Origin of the sequence: Kitasatospora sp. NPDC127060, assembly GCF_042724935.1 — a bacterium.
GTDB lineage: Bacteria > Actinomycetota > Actinomycetes > Streptomycetales > Streptomycetaceae > Kitasatospora.
Window position 1 is genome coordinate 27,988 of record NZ_JBHXEG010000067.1, and the last position, 25,261, is coordinate 53,248.

General features: G+C 71.8%; 24 protein-coding genes and 2 tRNA genes. 4 read left to right on the top strand and 22 right to left on the bottom strand.

The window, feature by feature from the left end:
- Positions 1 to 98: 98 nt before the first annotated feature.
- The 15 genes from ACFWIS_RS29970 to pgsA all read right to left on the bottom strand — a co-directional run bounded on the left by ACFWIS_RS29970 (position 99) and on the right by pgsA (position 13,534).
- The gene (locus ACFWIS_RS29970; RefSeq protein WP_380462555.1) at positions 99 to 650 is read right to left on the bottom strand and encodes an adenine phosphoribosyltransferase; all 552 of its coding nucleotides are present in this window, start codon (positions 648 to 650) and stop codon (positions 99 to 101) included.
- 27 nt (positions 651 to 677) lie between these two features.
- A complete protein-coding gene (gene secF / locus ACFWIS_RS29975) occupies positions 678 to 1,775 on the bottom strand; it encodes a protein translocase subunit SecF (protein WP_380462556.1) in 1,098 nt (365 codons plus the stop codon).
- 4 nt (positions 1,776 to 1,779) lie between these two features.
- Entirely contained in the window at positions 1,780 to 3,612 is a 1,833-nt protein-coding gene (secD, locus tag ACFWIS_RS29980) for a protein translocase subunit SecD (RefSeq protein ID WP_380462557.1), read from the bottom strand.
- Between the two features lie 147 nt (positions 3,613 to 3,759).
- A complete protein-coding gene (gene yajC, locus ACFWIS_RS29985) occupies positions 3,760 to 4,167 on the bottom strand; it encodes a preprotein translocase subunit YajC (protein ID WP_380462558.1) in 408 nt (135 codons plus the stop codon).
- Positions 4,168 to 4,426: 259 nt separating this feature from the next.
- On the bottom strand, positions 4,427 to 5,497 hold the full coding sequence (gene ruvB, locus ACFWIS_RS29990; protein ID WP_380462559.1) for a Holliday junction branch migration DNA helicase RuvB: 1,071 nt from the start codon (positions 5,495 to 5,497) through the stop codon (positions 4,427 to 4,429).
- Positions 5,498 to 5,642: 145 nt separating this feature from the next.
- Positions 5,643 to 6,254, bottom strand: coding sequence for a Holliday junction branch migration protein RuvA (gene ruvA / locus ACFWIS_RS29995; RefSeq protein WP_380462560.1), 612 nt, complete (start codon positions 6,252 to 6,254; stop codon positions 5,643 to 5,645).
- Entirely contained in the window at positions 6,251 to 6,820 is a 570-nt protein-coding gene (ruvC, locus tag ACFWIS_RS30000; RefSeq protein WP_380462561.1) for a crossover junction endodeoxyribonuclease RuvC, read from the bottom strand. Before ruvC ends, ruvA begins: the two co-directional genes overlap by 4 nt.
- A 170-nt stretch (positions 6,821 to 6,990) precedes the next feature.
- Complete coding sequence (locus ACFWIS_RS30005) at positions 6,991 to 7,749, bottom strand: YebC/PmpR family DNA-binding transcriptional regulator (protein ID WP_380462562.1); 759 nt, start codon at positions 7,747 to 7,749, stop codon at positions 6,991 to 6,993.
- Between the two features lie 89 nt (positions 7,750 to 7,838).
- Positions 7,839 to 8,456 (bottom strand): pyridoxal 5'-phosphate synthase glutaminase subunit PdxT, encoded by a 618-nt coding sequence (gene pdxT / locus ACFWIS_RS30010; protein WP_380462563.1) that lies wholly within the window; start codon positions 8,454 to 8,456, stop codon positions 7,839 to 7,841.
- A gap of 95 nt (positions 8,457 to 8,551) precedes the next feature.
- Positions 8,552 to 9,463: a pyridoxal 5'-phosphate synthase lyase subunit PdxS gene (gene pdxS / locus ACFWIS_RS30015; protein ID WP_380462564.1), complete on the bottom strand. Its 912-nt coding sequence runs from the start codon at positions 9,461 to 9,463 to the stop codon at positions 8,552 to 8,554.
- Positions 9,464 to 9,591: 128 nt separating this feature from the next.
- A complete protein-coding gene (locus tag ACFWIS_RS30020; protein ID WP_380462572.1) occupies positions 9,592 to 10,092 on the bottom strand; it encodes a hypothetical protein in 501 nt (166 codons plus the stop codon).
- A gap of 88 nt (positions 10,093 to 10,180) precedes the next feature.
- Positions 10,181 to 10,549, bottom strand: coding sequence for a 5-carboxymethyl-2-hydroxymuconate Delta-isomerase (locus tag ACFWIS_RS30025; RefSeq protein ID WP_380462565.1), 369 nt, complete (start codon positions 10,547 to 10,549; stop codon positions 10,181 to 10,183).
- A gap of 111 nt (positions 10,550 to 10,660) precedes the next feature.
- Positions 10,661 to 11,836, bottom strand: a complete 1,176-nt coding sequence (locus ACFWIS_RS30030; RefSeq protein WP_380462566.1) for a glycosyltransferase family 4 protein — start codon at positions 11,834 to 11,836, stop codon at positions 10,661 to 10,663.
- A 68-nt stretch (positions 11,837 to 11,904) separates the two neighbouring features.
- Positions 11,905 to 12,870: a phosphatidylinositol mannoside acyltransferase gene (locus ACFWIS_RS30035; protein WP_380462567.1), complete on the bottom strand. Its 966-nt coding sequence runs from the start codon at positions 12,868 to 12,870 to the stop codon at positions 11,905 to 11,907.
- Positions 12,871 to 12,886: 16 nt separating this feature from the next.
- Positions 12,887 to 13,534 carry a phosphatidylinositol phosphate synthase gene (pgsA, locus tag ACFWIS_RS30040; RefSeq protein WP_380462568.1) on the bottom strand — a complete coding sequence of 216 codons (648 nt, stop codon included), beginning with the start codon at positions 13,532 to 13,534 and terminating at the stop codon, positions 12,887 to 12,889.
- A gap of 416 nt (positions 13,535 to 13,950) precedes the next feature.
- Here pgsA and ACFWIS_RS30045 point away from each other — a divergent pair, with 416 nt between their 5' ends.
- Positions 13,951 to 15,999, top strand: a complete 2,049-nt coding sequence (locus ACFWIS_RS30045) for an elongation factor G-like protein EF-G2 (protein ID WP_380462569.1) — start codon at positions 13,951 to 13,953, stop codon at positions 15,997 to 15,999.
- 43 nt (positions 16,000 to 16,042) lie between these two features.
- Here ACFWIS_RS30045 and ACFWIS_RS30050 read toward each other — a convergent pair whose 3' ends face one another.
- Positions 16,043 to 16,486 (bottom strand): thiol-disulfide oxidoreductase DCC family protein, encoded by a 444-nt coding sequence (locus tag ACFWIS_RS30050; protein WP_380462570.1) that lies wholly within the window; start codon positions 16,484 to 16,486, stop codon positions 16,043 to 16,045.
- 199 nt (positions 16,487 to 16,685) lie between these two features.
- On the opposite strand from ACFWIS_RS30050, the gene ACFWIS_RS30055 reads away from it, so the two are divergent.
- Positions 16,686 to 18,332 (top strand): hypothetical protein, encoded by a 1,647-nt coding sequence (locus tag ACFWIS_RS30055; protein WP_380462571.1) that lies wholly within the window; start codon positions 16,686 to 16,688, stop codon positions 18,330 to 18,332.
- Positions 18,333 to 18,407: 75 nt separating this feature from the next.
- On the opposite strand, the gene ACFWIS_RS30060 is transcribed toward ACFWIS_RS30055, so the two are convergent.
- The 4 genes from ACFWIS_RS30060 to ACFWIS_RS30075 all read right to left on the bottom strand — a co-directional run bounded on the left by ACFWIS_RS30060 (position 18,408) and on the right by ACFWIS_RS30075 (position 22,879).
- The gene (locus ACFWIS_RS30060; protein ID WP_380463861.1) at positions 18,408 to 18,968 is read right to left on the bottom strand and encodes an HIT family protein; all 561 of its coding nucleotides are present in this window, start codon (positions 18,966 to 18,968) and stop codon (positions 18,408 to 18,410) included.
- An 81-nt stretch (positions 18,969 to 19,049) separates the two neighbouring features.
- The gene (thrS, locus tag ACFWIS_RS30065; RefSeq protein WP_380463863.1) at positions 19,050 to 21,029 is read right to left on the bottom strand and encodes a threonine--tRNA ligase; all 1,980 of its coding nucleotides are present in this window, start codon (positions 21,027 to 21,029) and stop codon (positions 19,050 to 19,052) included.
- A gap of 96 nt (positions 21,030 to 21,125) precedes the next feature.
- Complete coding sequence (locus ACFWIS_RS30070; protein ID WP_380463865.1) at positions 21,126 to 22,292, bottom strand: hypothetical protein; 1,167 nt, start codon at positions 22,290 to 22,292, stop codon at positions 21,126 to 21,128.
- Positions 22,293 to 22,324: 32 nt separating this feature from the next.
- On the bottom strand, positions 22,325 to 22,879 hold the full coding sequence (locus tag ACFWIS_RS30075) for a DUF4365 domain-containing protein (RefSeq protein WP_380463867.1): 555 nt from the start codon (positions 22,877 to 22,879) through the stop codon (positions 22,325 to 22,327).
- A 149-nt stretch (positions 22,880 to 23,028) separates the two neighbouring features.
- Here ACFWIS_RS30075 and ACFWIS_RS30080 point away from each other — a divergent pair, with 149 nt between their 5' ends.
- Positions 23,029 to 23,796 carry an exonuclease domain-containing protein gene (locus tag ACFWIS_RS30080; protein ID WP_380463869.1) on the top strand — a complete coding sequence of 256 codons (768 nt, stop codon included), beginning with the start codon at positions 23,029 to 23,031 and terminating at the stop codon, positions 23,794 to 23,796.
- A 62-nt stretch (positions 23,797 to 23,858) separates the two neighbouring features.
- Here ACFWIS_RS30080 and ACFWIS_RS30085 read toward each other — a convergent pair.
- Both ACFWIS_RS30085 and ACFWIS_RS30090 read right to left on the bottom strand, forming a co-directional pair.
- Positions 23,859 to 23,930 (bottom strand) — tRNA-Val (locus ACFWIS_RS30085).
- Positions 23,931 to 24,141: 211 nt separating this feature from the next.
- Positions 24,142 to 24,213, bottom strand: a tRNA-Val gene (locus ACFWIS_RS30090).
- A 437-nt stretch (positions 24,214 to 24,650) separates the two neighbouring features.
- Between ACFWIS_RS30090 and ACFWIS_RS30095 the strand changes: the two genes are divergently transcribed.
- Entirely contained in the window at positions 24,651 to 25,064 is a 414-nt protein-coding gene (locus tag ACFWIS_RS30095; protein ID WP_030056266.1) for an SsgA family sporulation/cell division regulator, read from the top strand.
- Positions 25,065 to 25,261 lie beyond the last annotated feature (197 nt).

Here is a 25,261-nt window from a genome sequence, read left to right on the forward strand (position 1 = left end):
TGGGTACCGCGCGGGGCGGCCCGCGGTACAGCGGGCCGGGCCGGTATGGGTTTGGGCGGGGGTCGGATGACCCGCCCGCCGCCCTTCCGTCATGCGCTTCAGACCGTGACCAGCGTCTCCAGCGGAGCGTCGCCCAGGTGCCCGGCCAACCGCTCGCGGCCGTCCAGGAAACCCAGCTCCATCAGCACCACGACGCCCGCCAGCTCGGCGCCCGCCTCCTTCACCAGGTCCAGCGAGGCCCCGATGGTGCCACCGGTGGCCAGCACGTCGTCCACCACCAGCACCCGCTCACCGGGCGCGAAGGCGTCGCACTGCACCTCCAGCGTCGCCGAGCCGTACTCCAGCTCGTACGAGCGCCGGAACACCTCGCCGGGCAGCTTGCCCTGCTTGCGGATCGGCACGAAGCCGAGCCCGGCCGCGAAGGCCGCCGGAGCCGCCAGCACGAAGCCGCGCGCCTCCAGGCCCACCACCTTGGTCGCCCCGAGCACCTGCGCCCGGTCGGCCAGCGCCCTGGTGAGGGCGCCGAAGGCCTCGGCGTCGGCGAGCAGCGGCGCGATGTCCTTGAACAGCACACCCGGCTTCGGGTAGTCCGGGACGTCCCGGATCCGGCTGTTCAGCAGCTCGGCCAGTGCGATGTCGGCGGTGGTCACGGTTCTGTCCTCAGGGTCGGGTTCGGATCAGCGCTTGGTGGACGGACGGCCCTTGGCACGCGGGGTGCCGGCCGCGCGACCGCGCTGACCGACCATACCCGCAGGCTGGTCGTTCTCCACGGCCGCGTCCGTCGCCGCCTCGCCCGAGGCCTCAGCCTTGGCGGCCGCGGCCCGGTGCTGCAGGACGCGCTTGCGCAGCGCCTTCATCTCCGGCTGCTCCTCCTTGAGCTGCGCCAGCAGCGGGGTGGCGACGCAGATCGAGGAGTAGGCACCGGCCGCGAGGCCGATGAACAGCGCGAGCGAGATGTCGTTCAGGGTGCCGGCGCCCAGCAGGCCGCCACCGATGAACAGCAGCGCGGCGACCGGCAGCAGCGCCACCACGGTGGTGTTGAGCGAGCGCACCAGGGTCTGGTTGAGGCCCGCGTTGGCCGCCTCGCTGTAGGTGAGCTTGTTCTGCTTGGTGAGCCCCTTGGCGTTCTCCTTCACGGTGTCGAAGACGACGACCGTGTCGTAGAGCGAGTACCCGAGGATCGTCAGGAAGCCGATCACCGTGCCGGGGGTGACCTCGAAGCCGACCAGGGCGTAGACACCGATGGTGATCAGGAGGTCGTGGATCAGCGCGACCAGGGCGGCCAGTGCCATCCGCCACTCGAAGGCGATCGCCAGGTAGACCGTCACCAGGACCATGAAGACGACCAGGCCGGTGAGCGCCTTGTTGGAGATCTGCTTGCCCCAGCTGGGGCCGATCACCTGGGCCTCGACGGTGTCCAGCGGCACGCCGAGCTTCTGCGAGAGCTGCGAGCGGATCTCGTCCGAGCTCTTCTGCTCGTCGGTGCTGACCTGGATGCGGATCTTGTTGTTGTCCGTCGACTGCACCAGCGGGTGCGAGGAGACGATCCCGTCGGCGGTGTCCTGCGCCTGCGAGACCGTCAGGCCCGGCTTGGTCACGGTGTAGACCGAGCCGCCCTTGAACTCGATGCCCAGGTGCAGGCCCATGGCCAGACCGATCGCCGCGACCAGCACGATCACGCCGGAGATGGAGTACCAGAGCTTGCGGCGCCCGACGAAGTCGAAGCTGACCTCGCCCTGGTAGAGCCGGTGGCCCAGATTGGAGAAGCGCGACACGGTGTCAGGCCTCCTTCACGGCGGCAGAGGAGGGGTTGCGACGACGGCTGCTGCGCAGCGGCGGGCGGGCGCCCAGCCGCTTCGGGTCCACACCGGACCACGGGTGGCCGTCGGAGAAGAACTTCCGGCGGGCCAGCAGCGTGATCAGCGGCTTGGTGAACAGGAAGATCACCACGACGTCCAGCGCGGTGGTCAGGCCCAGGGTGAACGCGAAGCCCTGGACCTTGCCGACCGAGACCACGTAGAGCACCGCGGCGCAGAGGAAGGACACGAAGTCCGAGACCAGGATGGTGCGCCGGGCCCGCGGCCAGGCCCGCTGGACCGCCGGGCGCAGCGGGGCGCCCTCGCGGACCTCGTCGCGGATGCGCTCGAAGTACACGATGAAGGAGTCGGCGGTGATACCGATCGCGACGATCGCACCGCAGACCGCCGGCAGGTTCAGCGCGAAACCGATCGCGTTGCCGAGCAGGCTCATCAGCGAGTAGGTCAGGATCGCCGAGACGATCAGACCGGCGATCGAGACCAGGCCGAGGCCGCGGTAGTAGACCAGCGAGTAGGCGACCACCAGCAGCATGCCGATCGCGCCGGCGACCAGGCCGGCCTTCAGCTGGTCGCTGCCCAGCGCCGGGGAGACGGTGGTGATGTCGCCCTTCTGGAACTCCAGCGGCAGCGCGCCGTAGCTCAGCACGTTGGAGAGGTCCTGCGCCTCGGGCTGGGTGAACTGGCCGGTGATGACCGCGCTACCGCCCGGGATCGCACCGTTGACCTGCGGGTGCGAGACGACCTGGTTGTCCAGCACGATGGCGAACTGGTTGGTCGGCGGGGTCTGGGCGGCCAGCTGGGTGGTGATCTTGGTGAAGGCGTCGGTGCCGGTGCCGTTGAACTGCAGCTGGACCTGCCAGCCGGCACCGGTCTGGGTGTCGAGGCTGGGCTGGGCCTTGGAGATGTCCGAGCCCTTCACCGCGACGGGGCCGAGGGCCAGCTTCTCGTAGTAGCCGCCCTTCGCGGGCTTCTGCGAGCAGGCGACCATCGCCTTGTCGTCGGCAGCGGTCTGGGCCGCGCGGGCGTCCGGCTTGGTGCAGTCGAGGGCGGCGAACGCGGCCTGCAGCTCCGGCGGGACGGTGCCCTGGGTCATCGCCGCGGTCAGGTCGGCGGCGCTCGGCTGGGTGGGCTGGGCGCTCGGCGCGCCGGAGGCCGACGGGGCGGCCGAGCCGGCGGCGGACGGGCTGCCGCTGACGCCGGTGGCGGCGGGGCTCGGGCTGGAGCCCTCGGCGGCCAGCGCCTCACCGACGGAGCGGCCCTGCTTGGTGGCGCTCGCGCTGGCGGAGGCGGTGGGCGCGTGGCTCGCACCGGCGGAGGCGGTGGCACTGCCCGACGGAGCGGCGTTCGGGGTGCCCGAGGCGCCGGCGGACGGGGAGCCGGTGGGCGCGGGCGGGGTCACACCGCTGGGCGCCACGGCCAGGACCGGACGGAAGAACAGCTTGGCGGTGGTACCGACCTGGTCCGCCGCGTTCTGCTTGTCGCCGCCCTTGGGGATGTTCACGATGATCGTGTCCGAGCCCTGGGTCTGGACCTCCGCCTCGGAGACACCCATACCGTTGACGCGGCGCTCGATGATCCCGACGGCGATGTCCATGCTGGACTTGTTGATCGCCTTGGGGTCCTTCGACTTCGCGGTCAGCGTGATGCTGGTGCCGCCGGCGAGGTCGATACCGAGCCGGGGCTTGGTGCTGCCCGTCCCGAACATGAGGGCGACCAGTCCGACGGTGACGACCAGGATGAGGGCCAGCGCCCGCCCTGGGTAGCCGTCGCGCGGGCGCGACTTGGGTGTTGCCACCTTGCTCGTTTCTCCCTGTCCATGCCACTTTCCCGACCGGACCCCCGTCCGGCTCGTGGCGGGACGGGGGCATGGCGGGTGCGCGGCCCTGAGGTCCTGTGGGCTCGCGGCAGTGTGCCGCGCGGCCGGGCGGATTACCCGGCCGTACTACTTGCTCGCGGGAGCCCCGCCCTCGACATCGCCCTTCTCGGCGCTGTCCTTGGTGAGCGTCAGCGGCTTGTCCTCGACCGGCGCGGCGTCGGCGTCCTCGGCCTCCGGCTCGGACAGCTCGTCGTCGGCGGGGCGACCGTTGATGATCGCGTCGTACTCCTGGGGGTCCAGGACGGCCGCGATGGCGCTCTTCGTGAAGTGGGTGATCACGCCAGGCGCGATCTCCAGCTCAACGGTCTCGTCGTTGACCGCCTTCACCTGGGCGTACAGGCCGCCGATGGTGCGCACCCCCGCCCCGGGCTCCAGCGCGGACTGCATCTGCTGAGTCTGCGCCTGGCGCTTCTTCTGCGACCGGAACATGAGCACGATCGCGATGATCGGGAGGAGAAGGATGATGAGGTTCACTGCAGCCAGGGTCCTTTACGGGCCGCCGGCCGGCGGCCTGTGTGGTATGGGTCGGCCCGTCAGGTGAGAGGGGCGGTCCGGCGGAGTCTAGGCGACCCCGAACTGATCGGACAACGCCAAGCATCGCATCCTGCCGCCGAAAGTGGCGACCCTCCGCCTGCACGGATTCCCCGGACTTCTCCCCCGCCTCCTCCAAGGGGCACAGCGCCGGGAGGGGCCGGGAACGGCCGCCGCCTCTCACCCGTTCAGCCGAGAGCGGTCAACCCGCGTCCGGCGGGAACAGCTCCGGCTGGGGCGGCACACTGCCTCGAGTGGTCTGGACCGGTGGGGTCATCCCGAGGTGCTGCCAGGCGGCGGCGGTGGCGATCCGCCCGCGCGGGGTGCGGGCCAGCAGCCCCTCCCGGACCAGGAACGGCTCGGCCACCTCCTCGACCGTCTCGGACTCCTCCCCCACCGCGACCGCCAGTGTCGACAAACCGACCGGACCGCCGCCGAACAGCCGCAGCAGCGCGTCCAGCACCGCGCGGTCCAACCGGTCCAGACCGCGGGCGTCCACCTCGTAGACGTCCAGCGCCTGGGCGGCGATCCCGACGGTGACCACCCCGTCGTGGCGGACCTGCGCGTAGTCGCGGACCCGGCGCAGCAGCCGGTTGGCGATGCGCGGGGTGCCCCGCGAGCGCCCCGCGATCTCGGCCGCGCCGGCCGGGTCTATCTCCACGTCCAGCAGCGCGGCCGAGCGGTGCACCACCTTCTGCAGCTCGGCCGGGGCGTAGAACTCCATGTGCCCGGTGAAGCCGAAGCGGTCGCGCAACGGCGGCGGCAGCAGCCCGGCCCGGGTGGTGGCGCCGACCAGGGTGAAGGGCGGCAGCTCCAGCGGGATGGCGGTGGCCCCCGGGCCCTTGCCGACGATCACGTCGACCCGGAAGTCCTCCATCGCCATGTAGAGCATCTCCTCGGCCGGCCGGGACATCCGGTGGATCTCGTCGAGGAAGAGCACCTCACCCTCGGTGAGCGAGGAGAGGATCGCCGCGAGGTCCCCCGCGTGCTGGATGGCCGGGCCGGAGGTGATCCGGATCGGGGCGCCCAGCTCGGCGGCGATGATCATGGACAGGGTGGTCTTGCCCAGCCCGGGCGGCCCGCTCAGCAGCACGTGGTCCGGCGCGCTGCCGCGCTTGCGGGCTGCCTGGAGCACCAGGGACAACTGCTCGCGCACCCGCTCCTGGCCGATGAACTCGTCCAGCAGCTTGGGGCGCAGCGCGGCCTCGACCGCCTGGTCCTCGCCGTCGGCGGCGGCCGTGACCAGCCGGTCGGCGGGTTCCGAGTCGTACATCCTCGCGGGCTCCAGAGTCTCCGGTGTCGATGGTGTCGATGGTGTCGATGGTGTCGATGGCGTCGATGCTGTCGATGGCGTCGGCGCTGCCGAGGGTGTCGGCGGCGTCGACGATGTCGACAAACGGGCAGGTCGTCAGGTGGATTCAGCGGGCCCGGTTGAGGCCGCGCAGGGCGAGCCGCAGCAGTGCGCCGACGTCCGTGGTCTGCTGCGCCTCCGCCTCCGGGGCGACGGCCGCGACCGCCTCGTCCGCCTCACGCGGGGCGTAGCCGAGGCCGGTCAGCGCCGAGTGGAGCTGCTCGCTCCACGGCGCCGGACCGCTCGCGATCGGCTTCTGCGCGGGCACCGCGCCGTGCGGGGCGCCCAACTTGTCCTTGTACTCCAGTAGCAGCTTGGCCGCCTTCGCCTTGCCGATGCCGGGCACCGCGACCAGCGCCTTCTCGTCCCCGCCGGCCACCGCGGCGCGCAGCGCGTCGGGGCTGTGCACGCCGAGGATCGCCTGGGCCAGCTTGGGGCCGACGCCCGGCGCGGCCTGGAGGATCTCGAACACCGACCGCTCGTCGTCGTCCGCGAAGCCGAACAGGGTCAGCGAGTCCTCCCGGACCACCAGCGAGGTCGCCAGCCGGGCCGGCTCGCCCAGCCGCAGGCCGGCCAGGGTGTTCGGGGTGCACTGGACGGCCATGCCGACCCCGCCGACCTCGACCACCGCGACACCGGAGGAGATGGCCGCCACCGGCCCTTGCACGAAGGCGATCACCGACTACTGCCTTTCACGGAGAAGGAGCCCCTCGGGGCCGTGGAGCGGGCGGCCTGGGCGGCGGCCTGCGCCGCGGCCTGCAGCCGGTTGGTCGTCCCGCCGCGCCAGATGTGGCAGATGGCCAGCGCCAGCGCGTCGGCGGCGTCAGCCGGCTTGGGCGGGGCGTCCAGCCGCAGCAGACGCTGCACCATGGCCGTGACCTGCGCCTTGTCCGCCCGGCCGGAGCCGGTGACGGCGGCCTTGACCTCACTGGGCGTGTGCAGGGTGACCGGGATGCCGCGCCGGGTGGCGCAGAGCATCGCGACCGCGCTCGCCTGGGCGGTGCCCATCACGGTACGGACGTTGTGCTGGGCGAAGACCCGCTCGACCGCGACCAGGTCGGGCCGGTGCTCGTCCAGCCAGGCCTCCAGGCCCTGCTCTACCAGCAGCAGCCGTTGCCCGATCTCGGCGTCGGCCGGTGTGCGCACCACGCCCACCCCCGCCATCCGCAGCGGCCGGCCCGGCGCACCCTCGACCACGCCGACCCCGCACCTGGTCAGCCCCGGGTCCACACCCAGCACCCGCACGTCACGCCCCGCCTCTCTGCGACCCGCCACCGCCACTCGCCCCGGTGCCCCGCCACTTACGGCGAGGACCTGCGAAGGCTACCGTCCGGGTCCGACAATCCCGCCGACGACACCGGCCCGGCGGTCCTGGGACCACCGGGCCGGGCAGTGAGAACGATCACCGGGGACCGTTACTCGGCGTCGAGCTGCGCACCGACCTCGTCGGAGATGTCGAAGTTGGCGAAGACGTTCTGCACGTCGTCGCTGTCCTCCAGCGCGTCGATCAGCTTGAGGATCTTGCGGGCGCCGTCGACGTCCAGCTCGACCTGCATGCTCGGGAGGAAGTTGGCCTCGGCCGAGTCGTAGTCGACGCCGGCGTCCACCAGCGCGGTGCGCACGGCGACCATCTTGGAGGCCTCGGAGACGATCTCGAAGGAGTCGCCGAGGTCGTTGATCTCCTCGGGCTCCTGGTCGAGGACGACCTCGAACAGCTTGTCCTCGTCCACGCCGTCAGCCTTGGGGACGACCACGACGCCCTTGCGGTTGAACAGGTACGACACCGAGCCCGGGTCGGCCATCGAGCCGCCGTTGCGGGTCATCGCGACGCGCACGTCGGAGGCCGCGCGGTTGCGGTTGTCGGTGAGGCACTCGATCAGGACGGCGACACCGTTCGGGCCGTAGCCCTCGTACATGATGGTCTGGTAGTCGGCGCCGCCGGCCTCCAGACCGCCACCGCGCTTGACGGCGCGGTTGATGTTGTCGATCGGGACCGAGCTCTTCTTCGCCTTCTGGATGGCGTCGTAGAGGGTCGGGTTGCCCGCCGGGTCGGGCCCGCCGGTCCTCGCCGCCACCTCGATGTTCTTGATCATCTTGGCGAAGAGCTTGCCGCGCTTGGCGTCGATCACGGCCTTCTTGTGCTTGGTGGTAGCCCACTTAGAGTGGCCGGACATCGCCAGCTCCTTTACGTCGCCAATGGAAATGAACAGATGAGATCTTACCGGTGTCGTCACCGGTGGGGCGCACACGGCTACGCCGGGGCCTACCGGGTGGCGAGGTGCTCCTCGACCATCTTCACGAAGTAGGCGTGCACCCGGTGGTCGCCGGTGAGCTCCGGGTGGAACGAGGTGGCCAGCAGGTTGCCCTGGCGCACGGCCACGATCCGGCTCTCCGGGCCGTCCGCGCCGGGCAGCTCGGCCAGCACCTCGACGCCCGTGCCGACCGCCTCGACCCAGGGGGCGCGGATGAACACGCCGTGCACCGGGGCGTCGTCCAGGCCCTTGAAGGCGATGCCGGACTCGAAGGACTCGTTCTGGCGGCCGAAGGCGTTGCGGCGCACCGTCATGTCGATGCCGCCGACGGCCTCCTGGTCCTCCCGGCCGTCGAGGATCTTGTCGGCCAGCATGATCATGCCCGCGCAGGTGCCGTACACCGGCATGCCGGCGGCGACCCGCTCGCGCACCGGCTCCATCACGCCGAACAGCAGCGCCAGCTTGGACATGGTGGTGGACTCCCCGCCGGGGATCACCAGCGCGTCGACCTCGGCCAGCTCCTCGGCACGACGCACCGGACGGGCGAGCGCGTCGGCTTCGGCCAGCGCCACCAGGTGCTCGCGGACGTCGCCCTGCAGGGCGAGGACACCGATGACTGGAGTGCTCACGGTCTTCAACCTCAATCGATCGTTACCTACGGAAGGACGCGGCACGGCCCGCCGCACACCGAAGCGCTGCGGCGGGCCGGCTCGGAGAGGGGCGACTACCAGCCGCGGTTGGCGTAGCGCTCGGTCTCCGGCAGGGTGTCGCAGTTGATGCCGACCATGGCCTCGCCCAGGTTGCGGGAGGCGTCCGCGATGATCTTCGGGTCGTCGAAGAAGGTGGTGGCCTTCACGATGGCGGCGGCGCGCTTGGCCGGGTCACCCGACTTGAAGATGCCGGAGCCGACGAAGACGCCCTCGGCGCCCAGCTGGCGCATCAGCGCGGCGTCGGCCGGGGTGGCCACGCCACCGGCGGAGAACAGCACGACCGGCAGCTTGCCGAGCTCGGCGACCTCCTTGACCAGCTCGTACGGGGCGCGCAGCTCCTTGGCGGCGGCGTACAACTCGTTGTTGTCGAAGCCGCGCAGCTTGGCGATCTCGTTCTTGATCTGGCGCAGGTGGCGGACGGCCTCGACGACGTTGCCGGTGCCGGCCTCACCCTTCGAGCGGATCATGGCCGCACCCTCGGCGATGCGGCGCAGGGCCTCGCCCAGGTTGGTGGCGCCGCAGACGAACGGGGTGGTGAAGGCGAACTTGTCCGAGTGGTTGACCTCGTCGGCCGGGGTCAGCACCTCGGACTCGTCGATGTAGTCGACACCCAGCGACTGCAGCACCTGGGCCTCGACGAAGTGGCCGATCCGGGACTTGGCCATCACCGGGATGGAGACCGCCTCGATGATCTCCTCGATCATGTTCGGGTCGGACATGCGGGCCACGCCGCCGTCCTTGCGGATGTCGGCCGGAACCCGCTCCAGGGCCATGACGGCCACCGCGCCGGCGTCCTCGGCGATCTTGGCCTGCTCGGCGTTGACCACGTCCATGATCACACCGCCCTTGAGCTGCTCGGCCATGCCGCGCTTGACCCGGGCGGTACCGATCTGCGGCTGGTCTGCGGTGGTGGGGGTGGTGGACACGTGAGACCTCACTCGAAGATGAACCAGTGCTATCGCCCTATGGTAGGCGGAACGGGTGGGCCAACCATGCGCCACCAAGTCCAGCCCGGACGACGGGATGCGACATTCGGGCCGTATCCGGGGACAGCCTAAGCAGGTGCTCCCTCCGGCGTAAGAGCGGGCGGCGGAGCATCGTCCATCTCGAAGGCCATCGGGAACGGCGCCTTGCCCGCCAACCGGAAGTACCGCACCAGCCGGTGCTCCCGCACCGCCCGGGCCGCCCGCACCGCGTCGTTGTGGAACCGACGGGCCATCGGCACCCGCCGCACGGCGGCCGTCAGATCACGAACCGCCTCCTCGCCCCCCGGCTCGGCCACCAGCGCGGCCACCTGCTCCGGCTCCTCGAACACCGCCCGCAGCGCCAGGCTCAGCTGACTCTCCGCCACCTCGCGCTGCTCGTCCTCGGCCTGCCGGGCCGCGTGCGCCGCGTCCAGAAGCAGTAGTGAAGTGGCCGGATCCAGTAGCGAGGACGTCGCCAGCTCCATCGCCACCGAGGCCCGGCGGACCAGCTGCGCGTCCAGCGCCGCCCGCGCGGCGTCGATCCGGGCGTGCAGCCGGTCCAAGCGGCCGGCCGTCCAACTCAGGTACATGCCGAACAGCACCACGGCCACGCCGGCCCAGATCCAGGTAGTCACGGGCCGCTACGTTACCGGGTGTCACCGGCCGCCCCGCCCGGTGTCAGCCCCGTACGGTCCCGTTGCGGTAGCTGCCCCGGTCGATGTCCGCGATGTTCACCGCGGTGAACAGCCTGGTCCCCGGCAGCGGCCGGACGTGCTGCGCCAGCAGCGCCACCACGCCCTCGCTCAGCGCCGCCTTCGCCTCCGGCGTACGGCCCGGGAACATCTGGAACTCGACGTACACCTGGGCGTCACCCACCACCCCGGTGGTGCCGACCACCAGTTCCTCGCTCTGCCGGAACACCGTCTTGCAGGACTCCGGCTTCGCGTCGATCGTCTCCTCCGCCAGCCGGTTGATCGCCAGGCCCAGCTCCCGGCGGTCGAAGGTCCCGGCCAGGCTGGACGAGTAGTCGACGGAGATCTGCGGCATCGTTCCCCCACGGGTGTCGGTGGTGCGGTCGGCCCGACCCTAACCCCACCGACGCCCGGCCCCGCGGAAGCCCCCGGCGCTCAGGACCTGGCCGGTCGCTCCTCGCTGTCGTCAGCGGCGGGTCCTCCGGCTCGGAGTGCTGCGCTCGTCCTCCTCGACCGCCGCCGCCGCCCCGGCCGTCACCGTCTCGTACACCGCCAGGATGTCCGCCCCGACCGTCGACCAGTCGAACCGCCGCACGTGCCGCGAGGCCGCCTTGCGCAGCTCCTCCAGCCGCCCCGGATCCCCCAGCAGTCGCAGCGCGGTACGGGCCAGCGCGTCCGCGTCCTCCACCGGGAACAGCTCCCCGGCGTCCCCGCCGTCCAGCACCTGCTTGAACGCGTCCAGGTCGCTGGCCAGCACCGGGGCGCCCGCCGACATCGCCTCGACCAGGATGATCCCGAAGCTCTCCCCGCCGGTGTTCGGCGCCACGTACAGGTCCACGCTGCGCAGCAGCCGGGCCTTCTCCCGGTCCGAGACCATGCCGAGGAACTCCACCCGCTCGCGGACCTCGGGTGCCAGGCCGGCCACGGCCTCCTCCTCGTCGCCCTTGCCCGCGACCAGCAGCCGCACCCCCGGCCGCTCGGCCAGGATCCGCGGCATCGCCGCCAGCAGCGTCGGCAGGCCCTTGCGCGGCTCGTTGATCCGGCCGATGAAGCCGATCGTGCCCGGCTCCCCCGCCGCCGCGCCGCCGGTCCAGCGCTCGTCCGGCTCGGCGTCCGCGAAGAACCCGACGTCCACGCCGTTCGGGATCACCACCGCGTCCCCGCCCAGGTGCTCCACCAGGGTCCGCCGGGCGTACTCCGACACCGCGATCCGGGCCCGCATCTTCTCCAGCCCCGGCTGGAGGATCGGCGAGGCCGCGATCATCGCCCGCGAGCGCGGGTTCGAGGTGTGGAAGGTGCCCACCATCGGCCCGGTGGCCGACCACGCGGCCAGCATCGACAGACTCGGCGAGGCCGGCTCGTGCACGTGCAGGATGTCGAAGCGCCCCTCGCGCAGCCACCGCCGCACCCGGGCCGCCGACAGGATGCCGAAGCTCAGCCGCGCCACCGACCCGTTGTACGGCACCGCCACCGCCCGCCCGGCCGAGACCACGTACGGCGGCAGCGCCTCGTCGTCCTCGGCCGGCGCCAGCACCGACACCTCGTGCCCCAGGCCGATCAGGTGCTCGGCGAGGTCCCGGATGTGGAACTGCACCCCGCCGGGGACGTCCCAGTCGTACGGGCAGACGATGCCGATCTTCACGGGTTCCTCAAGCTCCTTCGGAAGGTCGTGCGGTGCTCCGGGCCGGACTCAGGTGCTCCGGGCCGGGCTCAGGCCCCGGAGGCCTCGGCCGCCGGCTCCGGCGCCGCCCCGGGGCGCGCCGCGGCGCGGCCGCCCCCCACCGTCTCACGCGACGGCAGGTCGGCCAGCCAGAACTTCTGCAGCATGTGCCAGTCCTGCGGGTGCTCGCTGATCCCGCGCTCCCACACGTCCGCCAGGGCCTGGGTCATCGCCAGCGTCCGCGCCTTGCGGTCGCCCTCCTCCGGCACCGGCACCTCCGGGTGGATGGTCCCGCGCAGCACCGGGCCGTCGTACCAGAGCGTCGCCGGCAGCAGCGCCGCGCCGGTGCGCTGGCACAGTGCCGCCGGCCCGGCCGGCATCCGGGTCACCTCGCCGAAGAAGGACACCTCGATGCCCGCCTCCGAGAGGTCCCGGTCCCCCACCAGGCAGACCAGCTTGCCCGCGCGCAGCCGCCGCGCCAGCGTACCGATCACGTTCACCCCGCCACCGGTCAGCGCCAGGACCTCCATGCCCTGGCCCTCCCGGAACTCGACGAACCGGTCGAACAGCCGCTCCGGCTTCAGCCGCTCGGCGACCGTGGTGAACGGGTGACCCAGGTGCGCTATCCAGGTGCCCGCCAGGTCCCAGTTCCCCATGTGCGGCAGTGCCACCACCACGCCCCGCCCGGACTCCAGCGACTCCTTCAGATGCTCGACGCCGTCGATCCGGACGTCCCGCAGAACCCTCTCCCGGCTCCACACCGGCAGCCGGAAGGACTCCATCCAGTACCGCAGGTACGAGCGCATCCCGGCCCGCGACAGCCGCCGCAGCGCCGCCTCGTGCAGCCCCGGACGGACCCGGCGCAGGTTCGCCTCCAACTGCCGCACCCGCGGACCGCGACGCCGCCAGGCGTAGTCCGCCAGCCGGTCGAACAGCCACCGCGCCACCGGCTCCGGCAGGTGCTTCAGCACCGCCCATCCCAGCGCGTAGGCCCAGTACACCAGTCGGTCCTTCACCGCAGGACGCCCCCCATCAGCTCCCGGCCGCCGCTCGGTCGGCCTCGAACGCCTCTCGGCGCACGGTCAGCATCCGCTGGAACACCGTCACCAGGCTGCCGGCCGCCACCAGCCACAGCGCCACCGGCAGCAGCCACTCCACGTACGGCACCCCGAACGTGTGCAGGCCGGCCACCCCGGCCGCGACCAGGCTGATCACCAGCCGCTCGGCCCGTTCCACCAGCCCGGACACGTCGCACGGCAGTCCCTGGCTCTCCGCCCGCGCCTTGGTGTACGACACCACCAGACCGCTGGCCAGGCAGAAGATCGCGACCGCGCACAGCAGGTTGTTGTCACCCTTGCCCGCGTACCACATCGCCAGGCCGCCGAAGATCGCCGCGTCCGCGACCCGGTCCAGCGTGGAGTCCAGGAAGGCCCCCCACTTGCTGGTCCGGCCCAGCTGCCGGGCCATGTTCCCGTCCACCAGGTCCGAGAAGATGAACAGCGTGATCGTGATGGTGCCCCAGAAGAACTCCCCACGCGGGAAGAACACCAGCGCACCGGCCACCGAACCGGCGGTACCGATCAGCGTCACGGCGTCCGGGCTCACGCCCAGCCGGATCAGGAACGCGGCGAACGGGGTCAGAACACGTGTGAAGAAGGCACGCGCGTATTTGTTGAGCATGGCCTTCCCAGCCGCTCCGATTCTCCCGGGTACCCGCCTGGCGCAGTAGGCGCGGCAGACGGCCGGACGAATGAGCACGCCCGGCGCACCCATCGTAGCCACGCCCGGGACACCCTCCGTCGCACGCACCGCCGCACGGGCATCCCGGCAACGCCCCCCACACGTACGGTCACCGGCCGCCCGCACGACAGGCGCCCGGCACGCCCCGACCACGGGCGTGCTGCGCGGATCATCCCGGGGCCCGCGGCGCCGGGGCACGCACCCGCCGCGTCGTCGTCGGTCGCCCGGTGCTCCGCATCGCCTCCCTCCTCCGCCTTGCGATGCACGCACCCCAACGCCGCAGCCTCGCCCAGCCTGATCCGCGCAGCACGCCTAGACTGCCAAGGACAGCCTCGGCGCCACGGGAGGAGACCCCGATGCCCGACCGCAGCACCGGCCGAGCCGGCCAGGCACCCGCCGTCACCGGCCCGCAGGACCTGCGCAACGTCGTCCTCATCGGCTCCAGCGGTGTGGGCAAGACCACCCTCGCGGAATCCCTGGCCCTCGCCGCCGGCGCCACCGGCCGCGCAGGACGCGTCACGGACGGCACCACCGTCTCCGACCACGAGTCCATCGAGCACCAGCAGCAGCGCTCCGTCCAGCTCTCGCTGCTCCCGCTCGAGTGGAAGGGCGTCAAGATCAACCTGATCGACCCGCCCGGCCATCCCGACTTCGCCGCCGACCTGCGCGCCGCCCTGCACGCCGCCGACGCCGCCGTCTTCGTCGTCTCCGCCACCGACCCGGTCACCGCCCCCACCCGCGCGCTCTGGCGCGAGTGCGCCGCCGAGGGCATCCCACGCGCCATCGCAGTCGCCAAGCTCGACCTCGCCCGCACCGGCTTCGACGACATCCTCACCAGCTGCCACGACGCCTTCGAACTCGGGCCGGACACCCTGCGCCCACTCTTCCTGCCCGTCCTCCACGACGGGCACCCCGACGGCAGCGTCGACCTCCTCACCGGCGACACCTACGGCGAGGCCACTCCGCTGCCCGACACCGGCCCCGCCCACGACAGCCTCGTCGAGGCCATCTCCGGCCAGGACGACACCCTCATGGAGCGCTACCTCTCCGGCGACCCCCTCGACACCGACGCCCTCGAAGCCGGCCTGCGCCGCGAAGTCCTCGCCTGCGCCCTCCACCCCGCCGTCCCCACCAGCGACAACGGCCTCGGCGCCGCCGAACTCCTCGACCTGATCGCCCACACCTTCCCGAACCCCACCGAACGCACCCGCCCGGCCCCCGACTGCGACCCCGACGCCCCGCTCGCCGCCCAGGTCGTCCGCGTCACCGGCGACGCCTACGTCGGCCGGATCAGCCTGCTGCGCCTGTACGCCGGCACCCTGCGCCCCGACAGCCGGATCCACCTGGTCGGCCCCGCCCACACCGCCGACCAGAACGGCGACGAACGCGTCACCGGCCTCACCAGCCCCTTCGGCAAGCTCCAGCGGCCCGTCCCGCACGCCGTCGCCGGCGACCTCGTCTGCGCGGCCAAACTCACCACCGCCCGGGCCGGCGACACCGTCCACGACCCCGGCCACCCCGTCGAACTCGACGGCTGGACCCTGCCCGAGCCCCTGTTGCCGATCGCCGTCGAAGCCCACAGCAAGGCCGACGACGACAAGCTCTCCCAGGCCCTCACCCGGCTCACCGCCGAGGACCCGGCGCTACGGCTCGAACAGAACCCGGACACCCACCAGCTCGTCCTCTGGTGCACCGGCGAGGCCCACGCCGAGGTCGTCCTCGAACGGCTGCGCACCCGCCACGGCGTCCACGTCGACACCGTCGAACCCAAGGTCGCCCTGCGCGAGACCTTCGGCAGCGCCGCTGCCGGCCACGGGCGCCTCGTCAAACAGTCCGGCGGCCACGGCCAGTACGCCATCTGCGACCTCGAGGTCGAGCCCCTCCCGGCCGGCTCCGGTTTCGAGTTCCAGGAGCACGTCGTCGGCGGCGCCGTCCCCAAGCACTTCATCCCCTCCGTGGAGAAGGGCGTGCGCGCCCAGCTCGCCAAGGGCGTCGCCACCGGCTTCCCGCTCGTCGACGTCCGGGTCACCCTCACCGACGGCAAGGCGCACTCCGTCGACTCCTCCGACGCCGCCTTCCAGAACGCCGCCGCGCTCGCCCTGCGCGACGCCGCCGAGCACGCCGTCATCCGGCTCCTCGAACCGGTCGCCGCCGTCAGCGTCCTGCTGCCCGACGACTACCTCGGCGCCGTCCTCGGCGACCTCTCGGCCCGCCGCGGCCACGTCCTCGGCACCGAGGTCGGCGGCCAGGGCCTGACCCTGCTGCGCGCCGAGGTCCCCGAACTCGAACTCGTCCGCTACCCGGTCGACCTGCGCTCGCTCACCCACGGCACCGCCGAGTTCTCCCGCGCCTACCTGCGCCACGAACCGATGCCCACCGCCCTGGCCGAGCGCTACACCGGCTGACCGCCACACCGACCGACCGCCCCGTCGGTGCAGCGCCCGGCCGCTACACCGACGGGGCGGGCTTCCGGTTCGGCAGCGCACACGCCGCCGTGCCCCCCGGCATCCGGTGCCGGTTGCGCGACACCCAGCGGTACACCACGGCCGCCACCGGTCGCACCGGCGCCAAGGTCAACACCGCGCCCAGGTACGCCCACGCGCCCCCGGTGCGCAGCAACAGCCGCGCCACCGCCTGCGCGCCCCCGTACACCCGGCCCGCCGGGGTCACCCACAGCACCTCGCGCTCGGCCCGCTCCGCCGAGACCTCACCCAGGCCGCCCGCCACCGCGTCCAGCGCCGGCAGGTCCGCGAACTGGAACGGCACCGACTCCCAGCCACCCGAGGCCAGGGTCTGCCGCAGGAACCTCTCCCCCCAGCGCACACAGGACGAACAGAACGCGCAGTCCCCGTCGAAGACCAGCACCGGATCCTTCACGACAACCCCCTTCATCGACTCCACCCTCCATCCTGCCCCACCTGACACCGTCGGCCCGTGCGGGCATCGACCCCGCCGAAGCTGGGCATCATGCCTCTCAAGCCCTGGTGCGGCCGGAACGCACCGGTTCGTGACGGTACTTCAGACGATCATCCGCGCAGGGGTGCCACGGCACGGTAACCTGCCGCTGACAAGGGGAGGAGCAGACGCCACCGTGGCCACACTCGACATGACCCCGGGTGCGCAGATACCCCGGACCGACGCCGGCCCGCAGACCGCCGTCACCCAGGCACTCTCCTCGGCCGCCTACCGCGACGGCGAGATCGACAAGTTCGTCACGGACGTCACCGACGTCACGGCGAAGAAGGGCCGCTTCGCGCTCTTCCGTCCCAACCTCGGCGAGGCCTTCAGCAAGGCGCTGATCTCCCGTGCCCTCGGCGGCGACCGCAAACCCCTCGTCCCGTCCTTCGGCGTCGACACCCGCCAGGTCGTCGAACACTGCCTGGCCGCCGAGGAACTGCGGCACGCCCGCGACCGGCAGCTCAGCACCGTCACCGTCGTCACCGGCCTGCTCTTCCTCCCCGGCACCCTGGTCTGGCTCGGCGCCTTCCAACTGCGCGCCTGGCTCAAGCGCGACAACGCCCGCGGCGCCGACACCTACGGTGCCCTCGCCCTCATCGCGGCCGCCGTCCTGGCCGGCTTCCTGCTGCTGCGCCCCCCGGCGGCGGGCGTCCTGGGCATCTACCTGCGGATCACCATGCTCGCCCCGGTCCTCGGCTGGTACCTCGCCCGCCGGATCGTCGAGCGCTCCGCCAAGGACCTCCGCACCCGCTGGCAGAACCTGGTCGAGGGCAGCACCGTCGCCGCCAGCGTCGCCAAGGCCGTCCCCCGTGACGACCTGGACAAGAAGGCCAACGAACTGCGCGACCGGCTCAGCCGGCTGGACGCCGAGCAGGAGACCAACGTCCACCACTACGCCGGCCCGAAGGGCATCCTCGGCGCCGGCCGCCGCTGGGGCGAGTGGCGCCTGGCCGACACCCTCCACCCCGCCGAGGGCCACGCCGACTTCCGCGCCTTCCACCCCTGGGACCTGGTCCGCCGGATCTCCGCCCACCTCAAGGGCCTCGGCGTCAGCCACGTCGCCAACAGCGGCATCCCCAATGTCGCCATCAAGCAGTGGGCGGTCTTCGACATCAGCGAGGGCGCCGACGAGATCAGCCGCCCCGGCGGTGCCGACATGGACGGCGAGCGGATGCGCGACTTCGCCGTGCAGAGCCTCGCCGACAAGCAGACCTTCCCCGGCGGCCCCCGGCACTACCTGGCCACCCAGTTCATCACCCACGACGGCAAGCTGGTCATCACCTTCACCGTCACGGTGACCCTGCTCGCCAACGTGCTGAACATCGCGGTGGCCGGCTACGCGCTCGGCCCGGTCAAGGGCGTCTTCTTCGACAAGCCCAAGGACAAGGAGAAGAAGATCCCCAAGTCGGTGAAGTTCTGGGAGGAGCGCACCGTCACGCTCCCCCTGATCGACAACGACGAAGTCGTCCGCCAGGCCGTCCGCGCCCCCTTCCACAAGATGCCCGGCCTGCTCGGCTGGCTCGGCGGCGGCCTCGGGCTGCCCGAGCCCTTCGGACTGCGGCACTCCTGGGTCGGCACCGCCTGGAACAACCGCTCCATGGTCGACAACGCGATGAACGCCTCCGTTCCGGTGCTCAGTGCGGTCCACGCCGCCACCCTGGAGTTCCTCCAGGAGCACGACCTCGACGCCGACCGCTTCTTCAAGACCCGCACCTCGATCATCAAGTCCGAGGCGCAGGGCAGCCGCCCGTACAAGGTCGACGAGTTCAACGCCGGCTGACCGGAACGTACGCGAAAGGGGCCTGGCCACCGACGAGTTCGGTGGCCAGGCCCCTTTCGCGTACGCCCGGGCCGCTCAGCCCTGCGGCCAGACCTCGGCCAGCATCTTGCGGGTGTCCGCCAGCAGCTGCGGCAGCACCTTGGTGTGGCCGACCACCGGCATGAAGTTGGTGTCGCCGCCCCAGCGCGGTACCACGTGCTGGTGCAGGTGCGCCGCGATCCCGGCCCCGGCCGCCGTGCCCTGGTTCATCCCGATGTTGAACCCGTGCGCCCCCGAGGCCGCGCGCAGCGCGGTCATCGCCCGCTTGGTGAAGTCGGCCAGCTCGACCGTCTCCGCCTCGTCGAGGTCGGTGTAGTCGGCCACGTGCCGGTACGGGACCACCATCAGGTGCCCGCCGTTGTACGGGTAGAGGTTCAGCACCGCGAACACGGCGCTCCCCCGGGCGATGACCAGCCCCTCCTCGTCGCTCAGCGAAGGGATCGAGCAGAAGGGACAACCGTCGTCCGGAGCCGGGCCAGTGGGCTTGTTCTCACCCTGGATGTACGCCATCCGATGGGGGGTCCACAGGCGGCGGAAGCCGTCCGGCTCACCGACACCCCGCTGCAGTTCCGGCTCAGTCGTCATGCTGATCAGCATATTCGCCCGACGGTGCTTGCAGAGCCGCGCGGGGCAGACTCATCAAGAGCCTGCCCCGCGCGTGCTGGTCCGCCTACGGCGTCACACCTGGATGCGGTTCTTCACCGCGTCCACGATCTCCTGGACGGCGTCCGCGACCGGAACGCCGTTCTTCTGCTCGCCGTTGCGGTAGCGGAACGACACCGCGCCCGCCTCGACGTCGTCGTTGCCGGCGATCAGCATGAACGGGACCTTGGTCTTCTGCGCGTTCCTGATCTTCTTCTGCATCCGGTCGTCCGAGGTGTCCACCTCGACCCGGATCCCGTGCTTCTTGAGCTCGGCCGCGACCTCCAGCAGGTACGGCACGTGCTCGTCGGTGATCGGGATGCCGGTCACGGTGACCGGGGCCAGCCACGGCGGCATGGCGCCGGCGTAGTGCTCCAGCAGCACCGCGAAGAACCGCTCGATCGAGCCGAACAGCGCGCGGTGGATCATGACCGGCCGCTGACGCGAGCCGTCCGCCGCGGTGTACTCCAGGTCGAAGCGCTCGGGCAGGTTGAAGTCGAGCTGGATGGTCGACATCTGCCAGGTACGGCCGATGGCGTCCTTCGCCTGCACCGAGATCTTCGGGCCGTAGAAGGCCGCGCCGCCCGGGTCCGGCACCAGCGGCAGTCCCTGCTTCTCGGCCACGCTCGCCAGGACGCGAGTGGCCTCCTCCCAGGTCTCGTCGCTGCCGACGTACTTGACCGGGTCCTTGGTCGACAGCTCCAGGTAGAAGTCGGTCAGACCGTAGTCGCGAAGCAGGTTGAGCACGAAGGTCAGCGTGGAGTCGAGCTCCTCCGCCATCTGCTCGCGGGTGCAGTAGATGTGGGCGTCGTCCTGCGTGAAGCCGCGGGCACGGGTCAGGCCGTGCACCACGCCGGACTTCTCGTAGCGGTACACCGTCCCGAACTCGAAGAGGCGCAGCGGCAGTTCACGGTACGAGCGGCCGCGCGCGTCGAAGATCAGGTTGTGCATCGGGCAGTTCATCGGCTTGAGGTAGTAGTCCACGCCCTCGTCGAGCTGCATGGGCGGGTACATGCCGTCCGCGTACCAGTCGAGGTGGCCGCTCTTCTCGAAGAGCTTCCCCTTGGTGGCGTGCGGGGTGTAGACGAACTCGTAGCCCTCTTCCTCGTGCCGCTTGCGCGAGTAGTCCTCCATCGCGCGGCGGATGATGCCGCCCTTGGGATGGAAGACGGCGAGGCCGGAACCGATCTCCTCGGGGATGGAGAAGAGGTCGAGCTCGTTGCCGAGCTTGCGGTGGTCGCGCTTCTCGGCCTCGACGAGGAAGTCGAGGTGGGCCTTGAGCTCGTCCTTGGTCGGCCAGGCGGTGCCGTAGATGCGCTGCAGCATCGGGTTCTTCTCGCTGCCGCGCCAGTAGGCGGCCGCGTTGCGCATCAGCTTGAACGCCGGGATGTGCCGGGTGCTGGGCAGGTGCGGGCCGCGGCAGAGGTCGCCCCAGCACTGCTCGCCGCTCTTGGCGTCCAGGTTGTCGTAGATGGTGAGTTCGCCGGCGCCGACCTCGACGTCGGCGCCCTCGCCGGCGGTGGCGGCGGAGCCCTTGAGGCCGATCAGCTCGAGCTTGTACGGCTCGGCGGCCAGTTCCTCGCGGGCGGACTCGTCGGTGACCACGCGGCGGGAGAACTTCTGCCCGCGCTTGATGATCTCCTGCATCTTCTTCTCGATGGCCTTGAGGTCATCGGGGTGGAAGGGCTTCTCGACGTCGAAGTCGTAGTAGAAGCCGTCCTTGACCGGCGGGCCGATGCCGAGCTTGGCCTCGGGGTAGAGCTGCTGCACGGCCTGGGCCATGACGTGCGCGGTGGAGTGGCGCAGGATGTCCAGGCCGTCCTTGCTGTCGATCGCGACCGGCTCGACCTCGTCGCCGTCCTGGACGGCGTAGGCGAGGTCCTTGAGCTGGCCGCCGACCCGGGCGGCGATGATCGAGCGGTCGTCGGCGAAGAGCTCGGCGGCCGTAGTGCCCGTCGTCACCACGCGCTCTTCCCGATCGGGTTCGCGGCTGATGATTACCCGGACGTCCGTCACCGGTCTCTCCTGACGTGCTGGATTCAGAGGACGCAACACTGCGCTGCGCGTGACGATGGTACCGAGAGCGCCACCCGCGCCGCTCACCTGCGTCCGCTACGCCTGCCCTCCCCCGTCCTGCAGCCCCTTGAGCAGCCGCTCGCGGTCGCCCTCCGCCCAGCCGCACAGCTCCAGGCCGTGGGCCCGGGTCAGTCGGCGGAAACCGTCGCGCCGCTCCAGCCGGCCGGAGACCCGGACCGGGACACCGGAGAGGTGGGCCTCGACGGCGAGCCGGTAATCGGGGTCGGCCAGGCGCGCCTTGAGTTCGCGGACGTCGGCGCCGCCGAGCACCCGCAGCCGTACCGCGCCCGGTCCGGCCGGGTCGGCTCGCTTGAGCCGGACCACCACGCCGACCACGGTGACGTCGACGGCGGGTTCGAGCCGTTCCAGCAGGTCGGCGGCCTCGGCCAGGGCGGGGAGGTCACCGGGCGAGAAGTCGAGCTCGATCCGGCGGTCGCCGAAGCCGCCCGGGGTCCCGGCGGCCGGCGACCAGGCGACGGTGAGCCGGGCGGCGGTCGCGCCGCGCACCAGGTCCTCGACGGACTGGACGAGTTCCCGGCTGACCCCGGAGCGGACGGCGTTCTCCAGGGCCTCGGGCCCGCCGCTGACCCGGCGGTAGTCGACCGCGTCGCGCAGCGCCTCCAGCGCGCGGACCAGGGTGGTGACGGCGCTCCGGCCCTCGGGGGCGGGGGTGTAGGCGGTGAGGGCGGCGCCCTGTTCGACGGCCCCCTGCTCGACGACCATGACGCGGTCCAGGTAGTCCCCGGCCAGGCCGTCCAGCCGGGCGCCGAAGTAGGCGGCGGTGGTCCGGCCGGCCTTGGCCCCCGCGGCGAGCATCGCGCGTGCCGCCCGCTGGAGCCGCTCGGCGTCGTCCCAGGGGGCGGCCTCGGCGGGGCCGGGCAGTTCGCGGCGCCAGCACAGCTCGTCGCCGGGGACGGCGAGGGCGAGCAGGATCGACCGGGCGGAGGGGGTGCGGGAGCGGGAGAGCGCGGTGACGGCGTCGGTGAGGAGTTCGACGGCGTCGTCGAAGCCGTCCGCGGTGGGGATGAGGAGACTGGTGCCTGGTTCGCCGTCCGGCGGGGTCCAGCGGCCGTACCGGGCGGCGGGGCCGCCGCGCCGGATCCAGCCATGCCGGGCGAGCAGGGTGGCGAGCACCGCGGGGTCGACGGTGGCCGGGTCGGGCAGGGCCCGGGCCGGGTCCTGCGGTCCGTGCGGCAGGGTCATGGGCGTGCTTCCTCGCTGCCGGGGCCGGGCGGTCACGGGCTCTCGCCCGCGCCGACCCGGGCCATGATGTCGCAGAGCGCGCGGTCGTCGAAGACCTTGTCGGTGGGCACCCGGACGTTGGTGCGCCGCTGCCCGGTGACGGGGTGACCGGCCAGGTTGACCCAGTAGCAGCAGTGCCGCAGTTCGAGGGCGTCCGGGCGGGCCAGGAGCCACTGGTCGACCCCGCGCGGCAGCAGCATCACGACCAGGATGCGCGGGACGGCGACCCGGGCGCGGGCGAGCTTGCGCAGGTGGTCGTTGTCCAGGGTGAAGCTGAAGAACGGCCCGGCCGGATCGGGTGCGATCTGCTGGGTCGCCTTGAGCTGGATCTTGATGGTGACCTCGTCGTCCACCTCGTGCGCCCGGGAGCCGTGGCTGACCTGCCAGTCGATGCCGTTGTCCGGGAACGGCTGGGAGAGCGAGCAGCCGGCCGCCGCGGCGACCGCGTGCAGATAGCCGACCTGCAGCGTCTCCATGCAGGCGGTGACCGCGAGGTTCCCCCTGAGTGCGGCCGCCGACCCATCGGGCTGCGGCTGTGTCAGTGCCATCGCCCCGTGGCCTCCCCCGGCTCCGGGCCGTCCGGATTCGGACGGAGCGCCCTTGGGCAGGATCCCCGGTCGGGACTGGGCCAAACGGGTTGAGCGGGCGTCAGAACCGGGTATCACCAGGGCGCGGAACGCACGCCTGAGGGGCAGTCATGCAGCAGCACTGGTACACCGGCCCACTCGCCTCCTTCGACACCGAGACCACCGGCGTGGACGTGGAGTCCGACCGGATCGTCTCCGCCGCCCTGGTCGTCCAACTCGCCCCGGGCACACCGGCTCAGACCACCACCTGGCTCGCCGATCCGGGCGTGCCGATCCCGGACGGCGCCCGCGCGGTGCACGGCATCACCGACGAGCAGGTCCGGACGCACGGCCGCCCGGCCCGCACGGTGGTGGCGGAGGTCACCCGCGCCCTGGCGGCGCAGGCACGGGCCGGCCGACCCGTGGTGGTGATGAACGCCCCCTACGATCTGACGCTGCTGGACCGGGAGTTGCGCCGCCATCACGGACTGGCACTGAGCTCCGGGCTGGACGGCGCCGGGCTCGTGGTGCTGGATCCTCGGGTGCTGGACAAGCACGTGGACCGCTACCGCAAGGGCCGCCGGACGCTGACCGACCTGTGCGCCCACTACGGCGTGGACCTCGCCGGGGCGCACGACGCGGCGGCGGACGCGACGGCGGCGCTGTCCCTGATCCGGCGAATAGGTGCCCGCTACCCGGCGGCGCTCGGCGGGCTGACGGCGGCGGAGCTGCACCTGCGGCAGGCGAGCTGGCACGCGGCGCAGGCGCGGGGCCTGCAGGCCTGGTTCGACCGCTCGGGCACGCCGGAGCGGGTGGACCTCTCCTGGCCGCTGCGCCCGGCCCGGTGCGTCTGCGGCCGACGACTGGAGCCCGAGCACGGTTGCGAGGCCGCCGCGTAGTCGGCCCCGAACGCGCCGCAGGCCCTGACCGGTTTCCTGGTCAGGGCCTGCGTGCTGTCCGGTGGGCGATACTGGGATCGAACCAGTGACCCCTTCGGTGTGAACGAAGTGCTCTCCCGCTGAGCTAATCGCCCGGGCAACGAGAAGAACTGTAGCACCATTCGGGGGCAGTCGTACAACTCGGTCTTCCGGAGTACGGCCGACACATCCACAGATCTCCCGCTCCGGACGGAAGATGACTGAGCCTCAGACGGATTTGCCGCCGTTACCCCGGATGGATTCCGGAAATACACGTGAGGCCCAGTCGATAATCGACTGGGCCTCACATATCACAATGCATTCCGGTGGGCGATACTGGGATCGAACCAGTGACCCCTTCGGTGTGAACGAAGTGCTCTCCCGCTGAGCTAATCGCCCGGGTGCAGGGAAAACATTACCGCATCCCGGAGGGTGCTCCGAACACCCCGCCCACCCGCCCGCCTCTCCCCCGGCCCCAGGGCGCCAGGGACCGGCCCGTACGGTCCAGCCCCGGCCCCCACCGCTCCACCGGCCCCGCCCGCGCGCACGACTCGTCGAGCCCGGCCGCACCACCCGCCCCCCTGTTCCCGGCCCGCCCGACCCCTCCCGCGGGCCGACCGCACGACCCCGTACACGTCACCCCGGAAACCGCATCGAGAAGAACCGCCGGTAATGCCCCGGGCGGGTACTCCATGACGATTCCGCAATGCGCCGTAAGGGGTACGACTCGCGCCCGAATCGGGACAGAGGGGTTTACATCGGTCTTGGGGGTGGGATGGTCCGTTCGCCGACGTGCGAATCCCCGAGCGCACACTGAGCGAAAGGCCATGGCGCTTATGAACACCACGGTCAGCTGCGAGCTGCACCTGCGCCTCATCGTGTCCAGCGAGTCCTCACTGCCCGTCCCCGCGGGCCTGCGCTACGACACCGCCGACCCCTACGCCGTGCACGCCACGTTCCACACGGGCGCCGACGAGACCGTGGAGTGGGTGTTCGCCCGAGATCTCCTCGCGGAGGGGCTGCACCGACCCACCGGTACCGGCGACGTCCGGGTGTGGCCGTCCCGCAGCCACGGGCAAGGGGTGGTCTGCATCGCACTGAGCTCTCCGGAAGGAGAAGCCCTGCTGGAGGCCCCGGCCCGGGCGCTTGAGTCGTTCCTCAAGCGGACGGACGCCGCGGTGCCCCCCGGCACCGAACACCGTCACTTCGACCTCGACCGGGAGCTGTCCCACATCCTCGCCGAAAGCTGACCCCGACCGGAGGCGGTCCAGCCCCGCTGTCGGCGGGGCCGAACTCCCTGCCGTCATCGCAGCCGTCCTACTCGGGGGCACGGCAGCGGACTCAGCCGCGCACGACGCGGTCTCGGGGCCGGTGAACGGCCCGCTCCCACCGGAGCGGGGCCACAGCACCGCAGGCGCCCGGCAGCGAGGCCGGTCACCCGTACGGG